General features: G+C 74.0%; 7 protein-coding genes. 2 read left to right on the plus strand and 5 right to left on the minus strand.

Going from position 1 to position 17588, the window contains the following annotated elements; all coding sequences use genetic code 11:
- The first annotated feature begins 280 nt into the window (after nt 1-280).
- Nucleotides 281-12217, plus strand: coding sequence for a WXG100-like domain-containing protein (locus PWG71_RS11240; protein WP_274809616.1), 11937 nt, complete (start codon nt 281-283; stop codon nt 12215-12217).
- Nucleotides 12218-12340: 123 nt separating this feature from the next.
- Entirely contained in the window at nt 12341-12691 is a 351-nt protein-coding gene (locus PWG71_RS11245) for a hypothetical protein (protein ID WP_274809617.1), read from the plus strand.
- An 88-nt stretch (nt 12692-12779) separates the two neighbouring features.
- Here PWG71_RS11245 and PWG71_RS11250 read toward each other — a convergent pair whose 3' ends face one another.
- The 5 genes from PWG71_RS11250 to PWG71_RS11270 are packed head-to-tail and all read right to left on the minus strand — an operon-like array spanning nt 12780 to nt 17563.
- Nucleotides 12780-16145, minus strand: a complete 3366-nt coding sequence (locus PWG71_RS11250) for an OmpA family protein (RefSeq protein ID WP_274809618.1) — start codon at nt 16143-16145, stop codon at nt 12780-12782.
- Between the two features lie 19 nt (nt 16146-16164).
- Nucleotides 16165-16575 carry a TadE/TadG family type IV pilus assembly protein gene (locus PWG71_RS11255; RefSeq protein ID WP_274809619.1) on the minus strand — a complete coding sequence of 137 codons (411 nt, stop codon included), beginning with the start codon at nt 16573-16575 and terminating at the stop codon, nt 16165-16167.
- Nucleotides 16572-16982, minus strand: a complete 411-nt coding sequence (locus PWG71_RS11260) for a TadE/TadG family type IV pilus assembly protein (RefSeq protein WP_274809620.1) — start codon at nt 16980-16982, stop codon at nt 16572-16574. The genes PWG71_RS11255 and PWG71_RS11260 overlap by 4 nt, the downstream gene beginning before the upstream one ends.
- Nucleotides 16979-17341 carry a TadE/TadG family type IV pilus assembly protein gene (locus tag PWG71_RS11265; protein WP_274809621.1) on the minus strand — a complete coding sequence of 121 codons (363 nt, stop codon included), beginning with the start codon at nt 17339-17341 and terminating at the stop codon, nt 16979-16981. Before PWG71_RS11265 ends, PWG71_RS11260 begins: the two co-directional genes overlap by 4 nt.
- A gap of 9 nt (nt 17342-17350) precedes the next feature.
- A complete protein-coding gene (locus tag PWG71_RS11270) occupies nt 17351-17563 on the minus strand; it encodes a hypothetical protein (protein WP_274809622.1) in 213 nt (70 codons plus the stop codon).
- Between the last annotated feature and the right edge of the window lie 25 nt (nt 17564-17588).

The raw sequence follows: 17588 nt of genomic DNA on the forward strand, positions 1-17588 counted from the left end.
GGGCCGGCCGTGTCGCGCCTTGCCGGCGTTTCCGGGCGGCCGTGGCGTTCTTCCGCTCCCTGGAGTGCTCACGCGACGGGAAAGCCTTGGCCCACAAGGGTTTTCGGACGGGCGACCACCGGCCGGTGCGCTCTCGGTGACCGGTGGGCGAACACTTCGGAAAGGGGTCCGCGACACCGGTGCGCGCTTCCGTGCGCCGCTCTACGATCATCGCGTCGGGCGGCCCGTGAGGCCCCGGCACGGACACGAGGCGACCGACCGGCAGGACGCGAGGGCGCACATGGGGATGGAGATCCCCGACGAACTGGCCAACCTCTTCTACGGGCTCACCGGGACCCGGTGGCCCAAGGTCGACGAGGACCGACTGCGGGACCTCTCCGACGCGTACGCGACCGTCGAGTACATCCTCGCCACCGAACTGCCCGACCTGGTGCTGGTACTGCGGCGCAAGGTGCGGTCCACGTTCGACAGCCGCACCACCGAGTACTTCGAGAACTCCCTGGCCCAGTTCACCGCCGGCGAGCGCGACTACATCGGCGAGGCCGCCGAGCTGGCCGGAGAGATCCGCCAGTACGCCAAGGACGCGGCCAACCAGGTCGAGTACGCCAAGTGGATGATCATCGGCCAGCTCATCCAGCTGGTGCTGGAGATCGCCTGGGCGATCGCCACGGCCAAGTTCACCTTCGGCGCGTCGCTGAAACTGATCCCCCTGTTCAAGTTCATCAAGAGCCAGATCATCCGGCGCATCCTCAACTGGCTGGTGTGGAACCTGCTCAGCCACCTGTTCATCGCGCAGATGTTCGGCGTGACGATGGACCTGCTGATCCAGCGCATCCAGATGGACCAGGGGAACCGGGAGGGATGGGACAAGGAACTCACCCGGATGGCCGCCGCGGGCGCGTTCGTCGAGGGCCTGCTCGGCGCGGGCCTGTCGTTCGGCGCGGACCTGTTCCTCAGCGGCCAGCTGGCCAAGCTCTTCGGCAAGAACCTCCCCGACCCGCCCGCGCCCCCGCCGCCGCCCACCCGCGACATCCTCCCCGACCCGCCGACCGGCCCGCCCGGACGGGAGGCGGGACCCGACTCGACCACTCCCCCGCCGCGGGACATCTCCGACACGTTCACGACCCCGCCGCCCCGGGACACCCCGGACCCGACGCCCCCGCCGCGGGACCCGACCGGCGACGGCCCGACCCCGCCGCCCCGGGATCCCCCCGGCGACGGACCCGACGTCCCCCCGGTGCGCGTCCCGACGCCCCCGGGAAGCATCACCCCGGAGTTCAACCGCGACCTGGTCAACCTGTTCGCGCGCAACTCCAACGAGTTCCTCGGCGCGGCCCAGCGACCCAACACCGCGAGCGTGGGCCTGGACCACGCCCGGCGGTTCGTCGACGGGTCCGGCGACATGTTCGCCCGCCACTTCGGGGACACGATCGGCGACGCCGCCGCCCGGAACCTGGGACGGGACTACGCCAAGACGCTGCTGCGCACCTGGAACACGCCGCGCATGACCTCCTCCCTGGACGACGTGCTGGCCTCCGCGCCGCTCCCCCAGAGCACCCGGGACCACCTGGCGCGGGACGTGCCGGAGGCCTTCGGCCGCACGGTGGCCGACTTCGGCGCCCGCTGGCGCGACCGGGCCACGTCGCTGGGCATCGGCGCGGCCTCCGGGGCGTTCGAGGGTTACGTGGGCGAGGGACTCACGAACCTGTGGTTCTCGCCCGAGCAGGAGTGGTCGGCGTCGGGCATGTCGGCGGTCGCCGGGGCCTCGACCTCGGTGGTCCACGACCTGGCCGTGGCCGGCGGCCTCAAGGGCCTCGACTCCCTCAGCCACCTGCGCGACCTCAACGACCGTCCGGCACTCGACCTCGACGGGCCGGGGCCGGGCCGCCCCGACCCGGGGTCCCGGGGGACGGTCTCCGACGACGACGCCTCCAGCGTGTCGTCGGGCTGGGAGACGCCCCCGCCACGAGGTGGGAACCGTGGTTTCGAGTCCGACGACGGACCGATCCTGCGCCTGCGGGGCGGCGGCGGGGACGACATGTCGTCCTTCGAGAGCTACGACGGGGACGGCGACGACGTGTCGACCATCGCCCCGTCGGACCTCTCGGACCGGTCGGACGACGGGGACGGCGGGGACGGCGGGGAGACGTCCCGGGGCGGGGAGGACTCCGCCGCGCGCCCGAGGGGTGACGAGGACCCGGGACGGCGGGCCCCGGGCGCCCCGCACGCGGAGTCCGGCACGGGCGGACGCGGCGGGGAGCGCTCCGCGCCGCAGTCCGACGGTACGGCCGCCTCCGGCGAGGGAGACCGGGACCGGCCCGGCCGGCCACCCGCCCCGGCACCGGAGCGCGAGGGGGCGGACGACACCACGGGCGGGGACCGCACCGGCGGGACCGGGCGCACACCTCCGGCCACCCTGGTGGAACCGCCCCCCACGGTCCGGGACACCGGCGGCGACCGGTCCGCGCAGGCACCCCCGGACCGGGAGCGCTCCGAGGAGGAGACCGCCCCGCCGACGTCCGGCGCGCCCACCGCTCAGGGGCACGGGGGCTCTCACGGGAACGGTTCCGAGACCCCGATCTCCCCCTCGTCCGAGGACGGGTCGTTCCACGGGGAGGGCCGGGGCACGGGCGGGGACGCGGACGCCGAGGGGGGCCTCCCACGTCTGTCGCCGGACGACGGGTCCGGACGGTTCGACCCGCGCTCGTCGGAGGGCCCGGCCGAGGGCATCGACATCGGTGAGTTCTTCCGCTCCCTGAACGGTGACGTCGGGGGGACCGGCTCCGAGGGCGCGCCCGTGCCGCCTCCGGTGGTGGCGGCTCCCGCGCCGCCCTCCGGGTCGCCCGCGTCGCCGTCCCCGTCCTCGGGCGCGCCCGGGGCTTCGGCCTCCGGACGTCCGGAGGGTGCGGGCTCGGGCCCGTCGCGGGACGGTGTCCACGACACCGCGGAGACGGGCGGCTCCGAGGACACCGCGCACGAGGACGTGCTCGCCTCCTCGGATCCGCCCGTGGTGACGGGCGGCCCGCCCGTCACGGAGGCGGACGGCACGCCGTGGGACGCCGAGCGCACCTCGGACGAGGTGCGCGCATCGCGAACGGAGAGCACGCCCGCTCCTCCGGAGGCGGTCCCCGCCGCGCCGTCGGCGGAGCCGCCGTTCTCGGACGGCCGCGGGCCGGAGGCCACCGGCTCGGACTCGGCCGCGCCGCCCACCGGGGAGGAACACGGTCCGGTTCCCCCGGTCCGGGAGGAGGGCGGCGAGGAGGACGCGGGGTCCCCCCTCCCCGATCCGGAGAACGACCTCACCGGGCACGAGGAAACCCCCGCCGCCCAGGGCGAGAGCACCCGGGGCGAAGGGCACGGGGAAACCCCCGTCACCGACCCCACCGAGGACACCGGCGTGGAGAAGGGGGGTGAGAAGGGGTTCTCGGTCGCCGACCGCGAGGGCGAGGCCTCCGCCCGCCAGGACGACCCCGTGTCCCTCCATCGGGAGGAACCGGCCGCCGAAGGCGAGGAGACCCCGGACACCGGGGGCGCCCCGCCCTCCTCGGGCGAGTCCGCCGAGACGACCGTGTCCGACACCTCCGTCGTGGGAGCGCCCCCGCCGGTCGAGTCCGCCGACCGCAGGAGCGGCTCCGAGGCGGAGACCTCGCGTGCGCCGAAAACGGGCGGTGGCCGCGATCCGCTCCAGGGGCCGCCCCGCCGCGAGAGGGAGCCGGGCCTGCTGCCGGAGTCCGGTCCCGAGGAGACGCCCGGTACCAGCGGCCTCACCGAGGAGCCGGGCCCGCCCACTCCCCCGGCCACGGAGTCCGAGGTCGCGGCGGAGGACGTGTCCGTCGGCTCCGAGGGCGGATCGGTCGACCCGCGAGGCGAGCGCGACGGCCTGCCGGACCCCTTCACGGAGGTGAAGGACCCCGAGGCGGAGGAATCCGGGGCAGGGGGATCCGAGGAGAAGACGCCCGAGACCAGGGAACCGAAGGGCAAGGAGGTCGAGACCGAGGAATCCGGCGTGAAGGCACCGGAAACGGAGAAACCCCCGGCCGAAGGCCCCGAGGCAGAGGAGTCCGAGGCCGAGGGATCCGAGGAGAAGACGCCCGAGACCAGGGAACCGAAGGGCAAGGAGGTCGAAAGGCCCCCCACGAAGCGGCCCGAGCCGACGGCCGAGCGGACCGGGACCGAGGCGACCGGCGGTGAGACCGGCGGGGACCCGGAGTCGGGCACGAGCAGGGCTCCGAAGGAGACCGAGGCTCCCGAGCCCGCCCCGAAGGCCCCCGCCCTTCCGGAGGGACCTCCGGGCAGGGTCCCGCCACCTCCTGTGGGCACCTCCCGTACCGAGGGGGACCCGGACGCCCTACGGCTCAACTACCTGATCGAGTCGCGGTGGATCGAGTCCTACGGCGTCCGGGTCGACCCCGACGCCGTCCTCGACACGTTCCCGGGGCTGCCCGACGACGTCCGCGCCCTCCTGGGGAACGGACTCACCACCGACGCCCGGGACTTCTTCTCCCCCGACGGCGTCAGCCGGACCTCCTCCGACGGCAGGACCTACACGCTGCGTCTGAGCTCGGAGAACGCGTGGCGCAGCGGCGGGCGGGACCGGCCTGGTGCCGCGACGGCCAAGTACAAGGGCCTGCACGACGAGCAGACCCAGACGTCGAGGGGCGAGTCCGGACTCTCCGGTAAGGCCCGACGACCGGTCGTGGGCGTCCAGGCCAACCTCTTCGGCGTGGACGCCATCCCGGCCCCCGCGGTCGGCGGCCGGGTGTCGGCCTTCGGGGGTTCGGCGGTACAGCAACAGTCCGGCGACACGAACCACACTCAGCTCCTGACCACGGAGATGGCCGGTGCGGGGGAGACCTACAACAGCGACCTGACCGCCACATGGCAGGTCGAGGGAGGCCCGCGCCCGGCGAGGGCCACCCCCGAGGCGACCGGTGGAACCGGGCGGAACGACTCGGGGGACCCGCCACCGACCACCACCGAGGGAACCGGTGGTACCCGAAGGGACGCCTCGGGGGATCCGCCAACGGCCACGACCGCCACCGAGGGGGTCGACGGCATCGAGCTGCTCACCCGGCGGAACCCGCCACCGACCACGACCACCGCCGACGGGACCCCACCGGACACCTCGGGAAACCCGCCACCGACCACGACCACCACCGACGGAGGTGGCGGGACCCGACGGAACGCTCCGCGGACCCCGCCCCCGGCCCGCATTCCGCAGGGGGTGGAACTCGTCCTGATGGGCGGGGTGCAGCACCGTGACGACCTGCCCGCGCGGATCACGTTCACGGACCTGTGGGCGCCGCCGGTGACACCGCCCTCCAACGGCACCGGAACCGGTGGGGCCGGAACGAACACCACCGGTACCGATGGCACCGGGACCGGCAACGGCACCGGAACGGGCACCTCCGGGAACAACGGCACCGGCTCCACCACCCACGGCACCGGGGCGGACACCGCCACCGCCACCGGCACGAACACCACGGAAACGAACACCACCGGCGGCAACGGGACCGACAACACCCGCGATACCAGGACGAACAGTGACGACCGCAGGTACGGCGGCTACCTGGCCAACTCACACCCCATCGCGATCGACTCCATCACCCGCCGCGCCACCGGCGAGTCCGACGGGTCCGGTTCCGAGGGGAGCGGCACGTCCCGCTCGGAGGACGACGCCCCGCCCACCACGTTGAACTCCTGGATCGCCGAGCGTCTCGGGTTCGAGCCGCCGGGGACGGGCGCCGGCACCCGCAGGGTGCTCCACCGCACCCGGGGGGACGCTGACGCCCCGGCCGTGGTGTCCCAGCCCAAGACCGGGTCGCGGGCCCTGCACCGCGAACTGGACCGACGCGGTGTGATGGAGGTGTTCTCCGACGACATCGTCATGACCCAGCTGCCCACCATGACGAGCGAGCCCCGGACCGTGAGCGTGCCCGACGCCGAGGGCGGCTCACGGCTGATCACGCTCTGGTCCCATCCGATCTCCATGGAACTCGTCCCGGACATCCCCAAGAACTTCAACATCAAGATGACCGACCGCCTCACCCGTGGGTCCGGTCAGCTCTCCAACCGCCTCAAGGGCTTCTTCGTCGGGGTGTCGGCCGGCATCGTGTCACGGTTGCCCGGCGACATGTTCCGGGTGGAGGCCCCCTCCTTCGAGACGCGCTTCCAGAAGGTGTGGACCCGCGGCCGGGGGCGCTCGGACAACACGTGGGACTCGCACCTGTTCCACAGCACCGACACGGCCGTGTACAGGACGCGGCGCACGATCGCCGTGTGGCTCGACGGCGACACCGCTCCCACCCTGTTCGACGTCTCCGCGACCGAGGCCCTCACCGCGGACGACGTCCGCCGGCTCGCCGAGGGAAGGCCCGAGACGAAGCCCGTCACTCGGACGGGAGACCCCTTCCTGGACCGTGAGGGCGGACCGACCCACCTCGGCGACGCCCTGGTCCGCGACGTGACCCACCCCGACGGCACCGAGATCCGGACCCCCGACGAGGAGCCGGCGCGCCCCTTCTTCCGGGACTACGCGCACCGGCTTCTGACGGAGATCGACCGGCAGTACCCCGGTCTGGTGCTGCCGCACCTCGCCCTGCCCGGCACCCCGGAGCCCAGGCGCTCGCACGCGGGCTGGAACCACCGGCGCAACAAGGCCCAGGCCCGGAAGAACACCGAGGCGCTCCTCGCCAAGGTCAACGCGACCTCCTTCCGGTCCGACCCGGACGCCTGGCTGTCCGGGCAGCTGGAGATCAAGCTGGTCGAGACGAAGGTGCTGCCCTGGCTCAACGAGTTCAGGGAACGCCGCGTCACGGTCCACGACCACATCTCCGTGTGGCCCCGGGCCAGGATCACCGGTTACTCCGAGGCCGATCCCCTTGAGAAGTCGCACACCGGCACCACCACCGGTTCGTCGTCGGGCCTGAACCGCCAGGCGGGCAAGATCACCTCGGTCACCGCCGAGGGACGGTTCGGTTTCACGGCCCGCAGCGTCGGCACCGGCCTCGACTCCTTCGGCAACCCCTCCGAGGCGGGCGGTGTGTACGTCCGCGCCTCCAACGAGTTCCGCGCGAGGCAGCGAAGCGAACACGGCGTGTCGTCGACGGGCGAGACCAACGTCAAGGACAAGAGCGGTAGTCGCCGTCTCTTCGCGAACGCGGAGTTCTCGGCGTGGTTCGGCCCCAAGGACGGCCTGGTCCCGCGCTCCTCGCGGTCCGAGGCCGTGTCCAGCACCGGCATGGGGCGCGAGATCTTCGGCAACGGCGACGGGGACGTCCCTTCGCCCCGGGCCCGGGTGGAACTGCACACGCCCCGGGTGGGACGCCGCGTTCCGCTCGACGTCCCACCCGCCGAGAATCCGGCACCGCCCCGGAGACTCCCGGCGCCCACGGCCTCCCGCCTCTTCCGGGAGGGGCCCGACGGTTTCGTCACCACCGGCCCGCGCATCGTGCGGATCCACGGGTCGGCCCCGCACGCGCTGGAGACGGTCACGGAGGTACCCGAGCCCCGGGAGTCGGCGCCCCGGACCGACGGTGGGAACCCGCCCCGGACCACCGGCGGCGATCCGCCGGGGACGACCACCGTCACCACGCCCCGCGCCACGACCGGGAACCCGCCCCGGACCACCACCCCGGGCGACGTCACCGCGACGACGACGGGGCGGCAGGAGGGGACCGACCGTCGGACCACCGGAAACGACACGACGGGCCGCACCCCGCGGGGGCGCGACGCCACACCGCCGCCCCTGGCCATCCGACGCACCCCCCGGGCGGAGCTGCTGTCCGACACGTTCGGCACGGTCCAGGCCTTCAACCCCGCCGTCTTCCGCCGCGGCGAGCACGTGATCACCGTGGGGTCCCTCACCTACGCGGCCCTGGACCGCGACCACTGGTCGTTCTCGCGATCGGTGGCCTCCCGCGACGGCAGCGCGGCCATCATCGCCGCCCACACGTCGTCGCAGACGCTGGCGGCCTCGCCCGGCCTCACGCGGAGCACCGGCGACCGGTTCCGGCTGCAACTCGACGACGGCATCGCCCCCCAGCGGACCCGTCCGACCACGGTGACCTGGTACGTGCCCACCCACGTCGTGTCGGCCGTCCTGCGCGAGTTCGCGGTGATGGAACCCAACCGGGTGCGGGAGATCTCCTTCGGCTTCGGGCGCTCCCACGAGACCACGTTCACGATCTCGGTCGCCGCCCGAGGGGCCTTCAACCCCCAGCCGACGGCCGAGACACCCGGCCAGGCCCCGCGCGGCACCTCCGGGCCCATCGTCCAGCCCGGCCTGGAGGCCCGGTACACGCCGTACGGGCACGGTCAGGGCCAGTCGTCCTCGGTGTCGTACCGGACCCGACACGAGGTGAAGTTCACCGGCGCCACCTTCGAGTTCGTCACCGACGGCGTGATCATCCAGGCCACCGAGCACAAGAAGGACTTCGACCTCCTCTTCTCGGTTCCGCGGTCCACGAAGGAGAGCGATCACTCGGCCTGGTTCGCGCCGGTCAAGGACGCCCAGAAGATGATGGTGCCCGCGCTGTGGGTGTTCTCGCAGGGGCTCGTCCACGACCGCCTCACCTGGCTGCCCGACGGCACGGTCGTGCCGGGTACCCAGCGCCCTCCCCAGGCTCCTCCCGGCGGTCTGGGCGTCAAGCCGGACCTGGCCGGCAAGGGGTTCGACTCACGCCCCGTCCGGGTCCCCGCACTGGTCGACGACCTGGTACGGCAACTGGAACGGGACGGGTGGGAGCTGACGGTCCACTCCCGCGAGGATCTCATCAAGGAGGTCGGCGAACACATCGAGGGCAACCGGTCGAGCATGGACGTACTGGTGAAACCCACGGGGACACGGCTGGACCCGCTCGAACCGGATCTGCGGATCAAGAACCGGTCACGCGTCGCGAAACTCACCCTCGACATCGAACGGGGACCCGCCCGCGTCGACCAGCTCGGCGGGCAGATGGAGTACGTCGACCGCAACATCAAGATCACCGCCGACTCCGAGACCAACACGAGGATCCGGGGTCGGGGCTTCGGCGGGGCGGTCGACCTGCTCGCGCCCATCGGGAACAGGGAGGACCCCGCGACCGGGAGACAGACCGGTGCCGTCAACGCGGGCGGCACCCCCGCGTTCCGACGGCAGTCGTTCACCGAGGACTCCTCCTCCGGGGGCACCGCGCGCGAGGAGACGCAGGAACGGGTGCTGTTCTCTCCGTACGCCAAGGTCACCACGTCGATCCGGGTGAACGCGCACCTGTCCATCGGCGATCGGGTGTACACCGCCACGGCCGACGACACCGGGCAGGAGAGCGTCCATCCCCTGCCCTACCTGGAGACGACGGAGCCCACGGGGGACGCCCCCCGGCCCGGCCCGCACTACGAACCGGCGGTCATCGACCTGGACGGCTCCGCCTACGTCGACACCTGGGTGGCGGGCCGCAAGGGGCCGCAGGGGACCGGCTTCCAGGACGGGGAGGGTGGCCTCGCCGCGATCCCCGTCGCGATCGAGGGCGAGGCGAAGGTCCTGCTCGACGCCGCCGTGGTCAACACCGCCCTGATCAACGGGTGGACGAGTCCGAACGGCAGGCTCGACCTCAACGCCGCCGAGGTCGCGTCGGCCACCCGGTACCTGGACGACCGCATCTCGAACATCGACCGGGCCGAGGGGATCACCGCGCGCAAGGACGAGATGCTGTTGCTGTCGCTGACCCCCGACGCGACGCGGGAGCCCACCGTGCTGGCGGAGTTCGGGAAGTCGGTGGTCAAGGCGCGGGCCCTGCTCGACACCGGGTCGGCCACGATCGAAGGCGTCAGCACCGACAGCCGCGCCCGCGACTCGGACCAGGAGGGCGGGCGACAGTCGCACACCACGGCGGAGCAGAAGGTGGGCAACCTGGGAGTGGGCGGCCAGGCCACGGAGACCGGGCGTCCGCAGGACCGCGTCCGCGAAGCCGGGGAGGCCGAGTCCGCCGCCCTGAGCGGTGCCCGCGGAGGCAACTCCGCCGCACAGCGGCACGGAGCCGTGGCGAGCGGCCCGGGGACCAAGCGGATGTTCCTCGTGCGCGTCCCGGCCCGCTGGCTCATCTGGGCGGAGAGCACGAACGGCACGGCCCTTCCGCGAGGGGGACAGGCCAACTCCTCGGTGCTGCGCTGGGTCGACGCCGACCAGGCGCGGTCCTGGGGGCTGGACACCGACTCCCCGGCGATCGAGCGGTACGCGAAGGCGGAGTCGGCGTTCACCAAGGCGGACGCGGCGTACTTCAAGACGCGCGGGGAGCTGTTCTCGTTCGTCGGCCAGGTCGACGACCCCGGCGCCGGCGGTCTGAGCCTCCAGCAGCGCTACCGCGAACTGGAGGACGCCTACCACGCAGCGGAGAGGGTCCGGAACTCCACGATGCGGGATCTGGTCGACGCGTTGCGCGACCTGCGGGGGGCGCGGACCCCGGCGGTGCCGCAGACGGAGTCGGAGGGCGGCCCGCCGCGCGGCGGGGAGAGCGACGCGAAGGCACCGGAACCGACGCTCCACGACGACTTCTTCGTCTCGGACGGTGTCGGCGGCTCCGAGCGGCCCGCGTGGAGCATCGGGCTGCCGCCGTTCATGACGTCCCCGATGGGCCTGGCGGAGGAGGGTCACGGGAGCGAGGGGCCGACGGGCAGCGTGCTTCCGCCACCCGCGCCCACGGCCGAGACCACCCTCGACGACACCGACATCTACGACGCCACCCCACCCGGCTCACCCCGCCCCCGACCCGCCCACACCCCGCCGACGCCCCTCCCGCCCGACCCCGGACACGCCGAGACCGACCCGACGGACACCGCGCCCACGGGAGAGACCACCGGAACCGAAGGAACGACCGGCGGCGAGACCCCGACACCACCGGCCCCGAAGCCGGCGAGCACGGTCTCGGAGGAGACCACCTCCCACGAGGACCCGCCCGCACCGCGCACCGACCCGCGCACCACGACCGAGGAAGGCTCTCCGCCGCCCTCACCGGAACCGCACGCGACCGAAACGGCCGAGGAGAGCAGCGGAACCGAGGAGCGCGGCACCCTCGGGTCCCTCCCCCCCGCCCCTCGGGAGACCGAGGTGCCCGGTACCGAGGACACCACCGCCCTCACCGGCCCCGCCCCCGACGCCTTCTCGCGCGACACGGGCCCGACCGACGAGGCGGCGTCGTCCGAGATCCCCGACCACGGTCTGGGGCGGCGGGACTCCACGGGGATCCTCCGGTTCCCCTCCGAAGCCGACGTCCTCCCCTACGGCCGGCTCCTGCACGACCCCGGCTTCAACGCCAACACCTACGACGCGCTCCCGCCTCGGACCCGCAGATTCGTCGACGCCTACACGGCCGAGGGCTGGGTCGCCGAGTTCTCCCGTCTGCGGCCACTGGACGAGGCCACCGTCCAGGCCGAACTCGACCGGCGACGGGAGGAGAGCCGCGCGCACCCCGGCTGGACCCTCTACGAGATCAACGGCGGCCGGTGGCCGGCCCTGGAGATCCTGCCGCGGCTCCTGGACGGCGGGACGCTCACCCCGGAGCAGGAGGCGGTCGTCAGGAGCGTCGTCGACGCCCCCCATCCCGACGTCGCCCTGGAGAACCTCCGGAGCCGCGCGGGCGGCGCGGGCCTGATCGCCGACACACTCCCCGACAAGAGGGGACGCGGGAGCTACCCCGACGCGCGGGACGTCCTGAACATCATCGAGCACCTGGACCGCGCCACCGGGCAGAGCCTGCCGGAGGGGGTCGAAGCGGTACGGGGGGTGTTCGGTTTCGAGCACCTGGCCCCGGGCGGCACGACCGACCCCGCGTCCCTGATCGGTCGAACCTTCACGGATCCGGGCTACATGTCCGTCTCCCTGGGCACTCGTCCCGGCGCGGCGGGCGGCTCCCCGACCGATCTCATCCGCTTCTCCCTACCGCCGGGCACGCGGGGCCTGTGGGTGGGCGACCGGAGCCTGTACCCCGGCGAGCGCGAGATCATCCTCGCCCGGGGGGCCTCCTACCGGATCCTCTCCGTCGAACCGTGGGGCCGGGGATACGTCCTGCACGCCGAGATCCTCCCCGCGGGACACGCCTCGGAGGCCGTCGGCGGGCCCCCCGGCCCGACCGCGTCGACGGCCGCCCCCTCCGCCGAAACGGGCGGCGAGGCCGGGCGGTCCCGGCAGGAGAAGCTGAACGCCGCGTTCTCCGACGTCCTGAGTCCTTCCCAGGGCGCCTGACGCGCGTCCCCCCGTGTACACCCGAGCGTCGACGGCCCCACGCGTTCCCTTCACCCTCCGCCGCTAGAACGTGGAGGGAGCACGGACGCGCCGGGGCGGCGCCGCGCACGGCAGGGGAGGACGATGACGTACAACAAGCTGACGGTGAACCCCGAGGAGATGGCCCGCGCCGGGGAGGCCCTGCGCGAACCCGGGCAGATGATCCGGAAGGCGTTCACGCGCCTGGTCTCGGAACGTGGCGAGTTGAGGAGGATCTGGGGGTCCGGCGACGAGATCTCGGACTCGCTCAACAAGAACCTCACGCCCCGGGTGGACATGCTGGACCAGTTCGGCGAGGCGCTGGTCGTCGCCTTCGACCGCACCGCGGACGAGGTGATGCGGTCGGCCCGCAACTACCAGGTCTCCGACGAGGAGGCCTTCGACATCAGCAACACCCTCGACCTCCCGACGGGGCCCGGCGGCGGACGACGCTGACCCGGCCGTACGGAAGGCTCACGCGGGCGACCCACGCGCATGCGCGTGGGTCGCCCGCGTCATCGGGCGGGGACCCGACAGGCCGCGCTCAGTCCTCTTCCCTAGGCCTCCACGCCCGCCCCCGACCGGCCTTACGCGGCTTGGCGGGCTGTGGGCGCTCGGAGGGCGGGGCCTCCTCCTGGCCGACCAGGACCTGTGCGGCGACGGCGGCTCGGGCCTGCTGCTGTGCCCGCCGGGTCGCGCCGGTGTCCTTGAGCGGCTGGGCCGCGCGTGGCCGCACGGGATCGCGGGTCGACCGTTCGCCCTGCTCCGGAACCGTCGGCCGGTCCACGCGGACCACGCGGACCCGGCCGGCCTTGCGGCCCGGCACGCGCTCGTGGCGGACCTTCGTCTCCCCGCCGTGGTCGTTCGTCTTCGGTGCCCGCCGGGCGCCGGCGGCGTTCCGCGGCGCGGCCGCCGGGGGCGCGGGGCGTGCGGCGCCCTTGCGCCGCGCTGTGGTCGCCGCCCGGTCCTCCTCGGTCAGGGCGGCCAGGAAGCCCTCCGAGGTCGGGTTCGCGACCGGCTCCGCCGAGCGCTCGGCACCCGGGCCGGTGACGGCGTCGCCGGAGCCCTCTGCGCGCGCGGTGGTGTCCGCACCGGCCGCCGTGTCTCCGGACGGGGCGGCGGTGTTCTCCGCACCGGCGGCGCCCTCGGGCTCCCGGGCGGGAGTGTCCCGGTCACCGTCGCGGTGGGCACCGGACCCACCCGACAGGTCGGCGAACGGTCCGGCGGCGTGCGCCGCGCCCGAGTCGGCCTCCGCCGGGGTGGCCTCCGCCGGGGCCGCGGCGCGGTCCTCGTCCCGGTCACCGGCGGCGTTCCCCACGGGCACGATCGGCGCGGCGGTCTCCCCACCGGAACCCGCCGGGGAGGGCGCGGCGGCGGTGGCCTCGACGGTCGGCTCCGCGACCGGGGCCGCGGCACGCTCTGCGTCGGCGTCCGTGAGGGCATCACCGGAACCCGCGCCGGGCGCGGCGGATCCCTGGACGGTCGAGTCCGCGACCGGGTCGGCCGCGACACCGGAACCCGCGAAGGCCTCGGCGGCCGTCTCCTCCTCCCCCGCCGACGGGGCGGCGGTGTTCTCCGTGCCGGTGGCGTCACCGGTCGCACCGGACTCCCGAACGCGGGCGGTCCCCTCCTCGTCGCCGCGCGCGTCGGCCTCGGCGGTGGCGCCCCGCTCCTCCCCGGACAGGTCGGTGACCGGGGCCTCGGCACGCTCGGTGCCCGTGTCGGCCGCGACACCGCCAAGGGCCGTGGAGGACGCGTCGCCGTCCGCGGTCTCCTCCCGGTCCGTGACCGGCGCGACGCTCGGGGTCTCGTCCCACCAGGAGTCGTCGTGGTCGTCGACCACGGCCGCCTCCCGCGCGCCCGTTCCGGTGGCGGTGTCCGCGTCCTGCCCGTGAACCCCGCGGAAGACGGCGTCGACGGACACTCCGTCGTCCGGAGCCGTCCGGTGATCCCACTCGCGGTCACGGTCCGCGACGGCGTCGGTGTCCTCGTCCCACGTCGCCTCGCCCCCGCCCGACCACGCGTCGCCGAAGCCGTCGTCGGCGAAGGACTCGGACTCCTCGTCCCAGGCGCGGGTGAGCCGATCCCAGACGGCGTCGTCGCCGACAGGCGTGAAGGCGTCGTCATCGTCCCAGTCCTCGGCGACGAGCACGGGGCGCCCGCGCTCCGCTTCCCACGCCTCGGTGTCGCGACGAGAGGAAGGCCGCTCCGGCCGCTCCGACAGCGCGTGGTCCGCCTCGTGGTAGGCGAGGACGGCCTCGTGGACCTCCTCCGCGGTCGATCCCGCCCAGGAGCAGTGGAACAGGGTGGAGAGCGGCTGGCTGGTCTGCGAGATCAGCCCGTCGAGGTCGACCACGCAGTTGCCGCCCAGGGGCCAGCTGCCCAGGATGACGGCGGTGACGCCGCGGTGCTGGCCGTGCAGCAGCAGCCCGGACAGCGCGTGCTCGTGCTGGGGGTCGGGCGAGGTGATCAGGGCGAGCGGCGCCCGCTCCTCCTCGGCCATGGCGTGCAGCTCCGAGGCCAGGACCGACAGCGCGTCCTGCATCGTGGGCACCATGGTGACCGGCTCACACGGCCGATCGCGCAGCAGGTCGCGGCCGGTCTCGCCGAGCAGCCGAACGGCCTCGCGCTCGGTGATGAGGACGCGCACCGCGAGGGGCTCGAACGGGTCCAGGGCGTTGGCGATGAGACGGCGGGCCGCGGCGTCGGCGCCCTTGCCGCTGAGGCCCAGACCGGGGACGTGGTCGAGTTCGACGGTCACGCGCTCGTCGATCTCGTCGGTGGGCACGGGGCGCTCGGGCGGCGACGTGAGCTCCAGGCGGCGCGGACGGCCGGTGAGCAGGCGCGGCCGGGGCAGGCTGAGCGCCATCCTCGGGACGAAGGAGCCGCGCCTGCCCAGCAGGTAGCCCCCGGCGAGGCCGGCGAAGCCCACGGCCCCGGCGACGGCGCCGTCGGGGATCTGTAGGACGACGACCCGGGGGCCGTCCTGGCCGTCCTCGGTGACGGCGGAGGCGTTCTCCACGGTGACGACGGGCGGTTCGGCCTCCTCCTCCAGGACCTCCGCCGGGGCGGCGGCCTCCTCGGGGGCACCGTCATCCCCGCTCTCCTGCTGCGGCGCGGGCGCCGGGGCGGGGGCCAGGGTGTAGGCGATCTCGACGCGGCGCTGGCTCTCGGGCGGCCCCTCGACCGGCTGGTCGGAGCCCACGCCCCGCACGTCCGTGTCGGGGGCGTCCTCGCCCAGGGACTCCTCCAGGTAGTCGGCCACCGCCTGGGCCCGCTTCTCGGACAGCTCCTGGTTGCGGTCGGGATCGCCGCTGGGGTCGGTGTGGCCCGTGATCTCGACGGGGACGTCCTCGTCCCAGTGGTCCCCGAGCATCTCCACGGTGGGCGCGAGGTCGTCGCGCATCCGCTCGGTCAGCTCGGCGGACCCCAGCTCGAACCCGCTGACGGTGCGGGTCCGCTCGACGGCCCCCTCCCGCCGGTCTCCGGTCGGGGTGGGCGGGACGCCCTCCTCCCGTGCCGAGCCGCTCTCCTCCTCCCCCCGGTCCACCGCCTCCTCGACGGTGTCGGCGAAGGCGGCCGCGGGGGTGACCGCGGTGGCGGCCACCGCGGTCGCGGCCACCGCCTGGAGCGGGCCGAGGGGGCGCAGCCGCAGGGGCACGCCCCGGAGCCGGGCCGTGATCTCGGCCGCCATCGCCAGGGCGAACAAGCCCCACAGCACCCACAGGGCCGAGATCAGCGCGGCGGTCGGCACGCCCGGGGGCAGGCGCCGACCGCGCAGGTGCGCCATGGCGACGTCCCACGAGGGGGGAAGCTCCGGCCAGGGGACGTACCACAGGAGCACGTAGGGGATACCGACCAGGAAGGCGAGCGCGAACACGGCCGCGCCCAGCCTGCTCAGAGGATGCATCTCCGCCTCACAAAGGGTGTCAAGGGGTCGCCTGCGTGTAGGGGCGTGCGGTGGCCGTCGTCTCGACGGTCGTCGATCCCGCCGGGATCAGGGTGAACGAGTAGGGGAGCGTGCAGGTCACGGTCACGGAGTCCCCGCTCACGGTGACGGTTCCGGTGGCCCCGGCCGCGGCGAGGAAGGCCTGGGCCGCGGCCACGGCCGCGGAGCCGTCCAAGGGCACCTCCTGGGCCCCTTCGCGGTAGGCGTCCCAGTCGATCTGCTGGACGCCCACGCGCGCGGCCTCCTGGGCGAGCGTCGCCGTCTGGCGGCGGGCCTGGAGCAGTTCCCCTCCCTCGTAGACGAGACCCAGGCACACGATGAAGCTCAGGGCCATGATGGCGACGAAGGCGGTGACCTGTCCGCGATCGTCGGTGGCGTCGGTGGTCTTCACGGGGTCCCCCTGAAAGTGTCCACGGCGACCGTCGAGCCGCCTTCGACGTCGAGGCTGCCGGGGAAGGCCACACCGAGCAGGTCGGAGAAGGAGACCGTGCACCGCACGGACACGGTGACCGCCCCGCCGGGCACGAGCCCACCGTGGTCGACGGTGGTGCCGTGGTCGACGCACGCCAGGCCCTGTTCCCGGAGGGTGGCGGCGGCGATCGCCGTACCCGTCGCGGAGGCCGCCGGGGCGGTGCGCTCCAGGGAGGCGGCGCGGGCGGCGGAGTGGGCGACCTCGTCCACGGTGGCCCGGGCGTCGACGACGCGTCCGGCGAACACCATGAGCATCGCGAAGAGCAACAGGCCCGGCGCGACGATGGCCAGTTCCACCGACGCCGAGCCGCGGTCGCGGGTCGTCACGGGGCCTCACCTCCGGGGACGTAGCGTTCGACGGGGGCGACCGACACGTGCTCCACCGGCCAGGAGAGGCCGGGGATGACGCTGGGGACGTGGCCGGTCACGGTCACGCGGACCTCCTCGGCGCCGCGGTCGACGGCGACGTTCACGTCGGTCAGGACGGAGCCGGCCGGCGGGCCCACCGAGGTGGACCCGCCGTCGACGGTGCGCGACTGCTCGGCCGTCCGGCGGGCGAGGTCGGCCGCGACGTGGTCGCCGTGCATCCACAGGGCGGCCTGGACGACCAGCATGACGAGGAGGAGCAGCGCGGGGGCGGCGATCGCCATCTCGGTGCTGCCCCTGTCGTCTCGAAGCTGTCGCAACGGTGATCCCTACTCGACGCCGGTGCCGCCGGTGCCGCCGCCTGCGCCGGGGGTGCCGATCTGGCCGATGTACTCGGTGGCGACGCCTCTGATGGCGGCCACGGCGAGCAGGGCGATGCCGACCAGGACGGCGGTGATGATGACCGTCTCGGTGGAGTAGCCGTCGTCGTCGCGGGACGTCAGCGCGTGGTGGACGCGCAGGTACAGTTCGGTCAGTTTCATGTCGTTCTCCTAGGAGGATGCGAGG

The organism is Nocardiopsis sp. N85, from assembly GCF_028882275.1.
Taxonomy (GTDB): domain Bacteria; phylum Actinomycetota; class Actinomycetes; order Streptosporangiales; family Streptosporangiaceae; genus Nocardiopsis; species Nocardiopsis lambiniae.

Bases quoted from the DNA above. Each gene is read 5' to 3' on its own strand.
- PWG71_RS11245 (WP_274809617.1), top strand. From the start codon at position 12,341: ATGACGTACAACAAGCTGACGGTGAACCCCGAGGAGATGGCCCGCGCC.
- PWG71_RS11270 (WP_274809622.1), bottom strand. From the start codon at position 17,563: ATGAAACTGACCGAACTGTACCTGCGCGTCCACCACGCGCTGACGTCC.
- PWG71_RS11250 (WP_274809618.1), bottom strand. From the start codon at position 16,145: ATGCATCCTCTGAGCAGGCTGGGCGCGGCCGTGTTCGCGCTCGCCTTC.
- PWG71_RS11240 (WP_274809616.1), top strand. From the start codon at position 281: ATGGGGATGGAGATCCCCGACGAACTGGCCAACCTCTTCTACGGGCTC.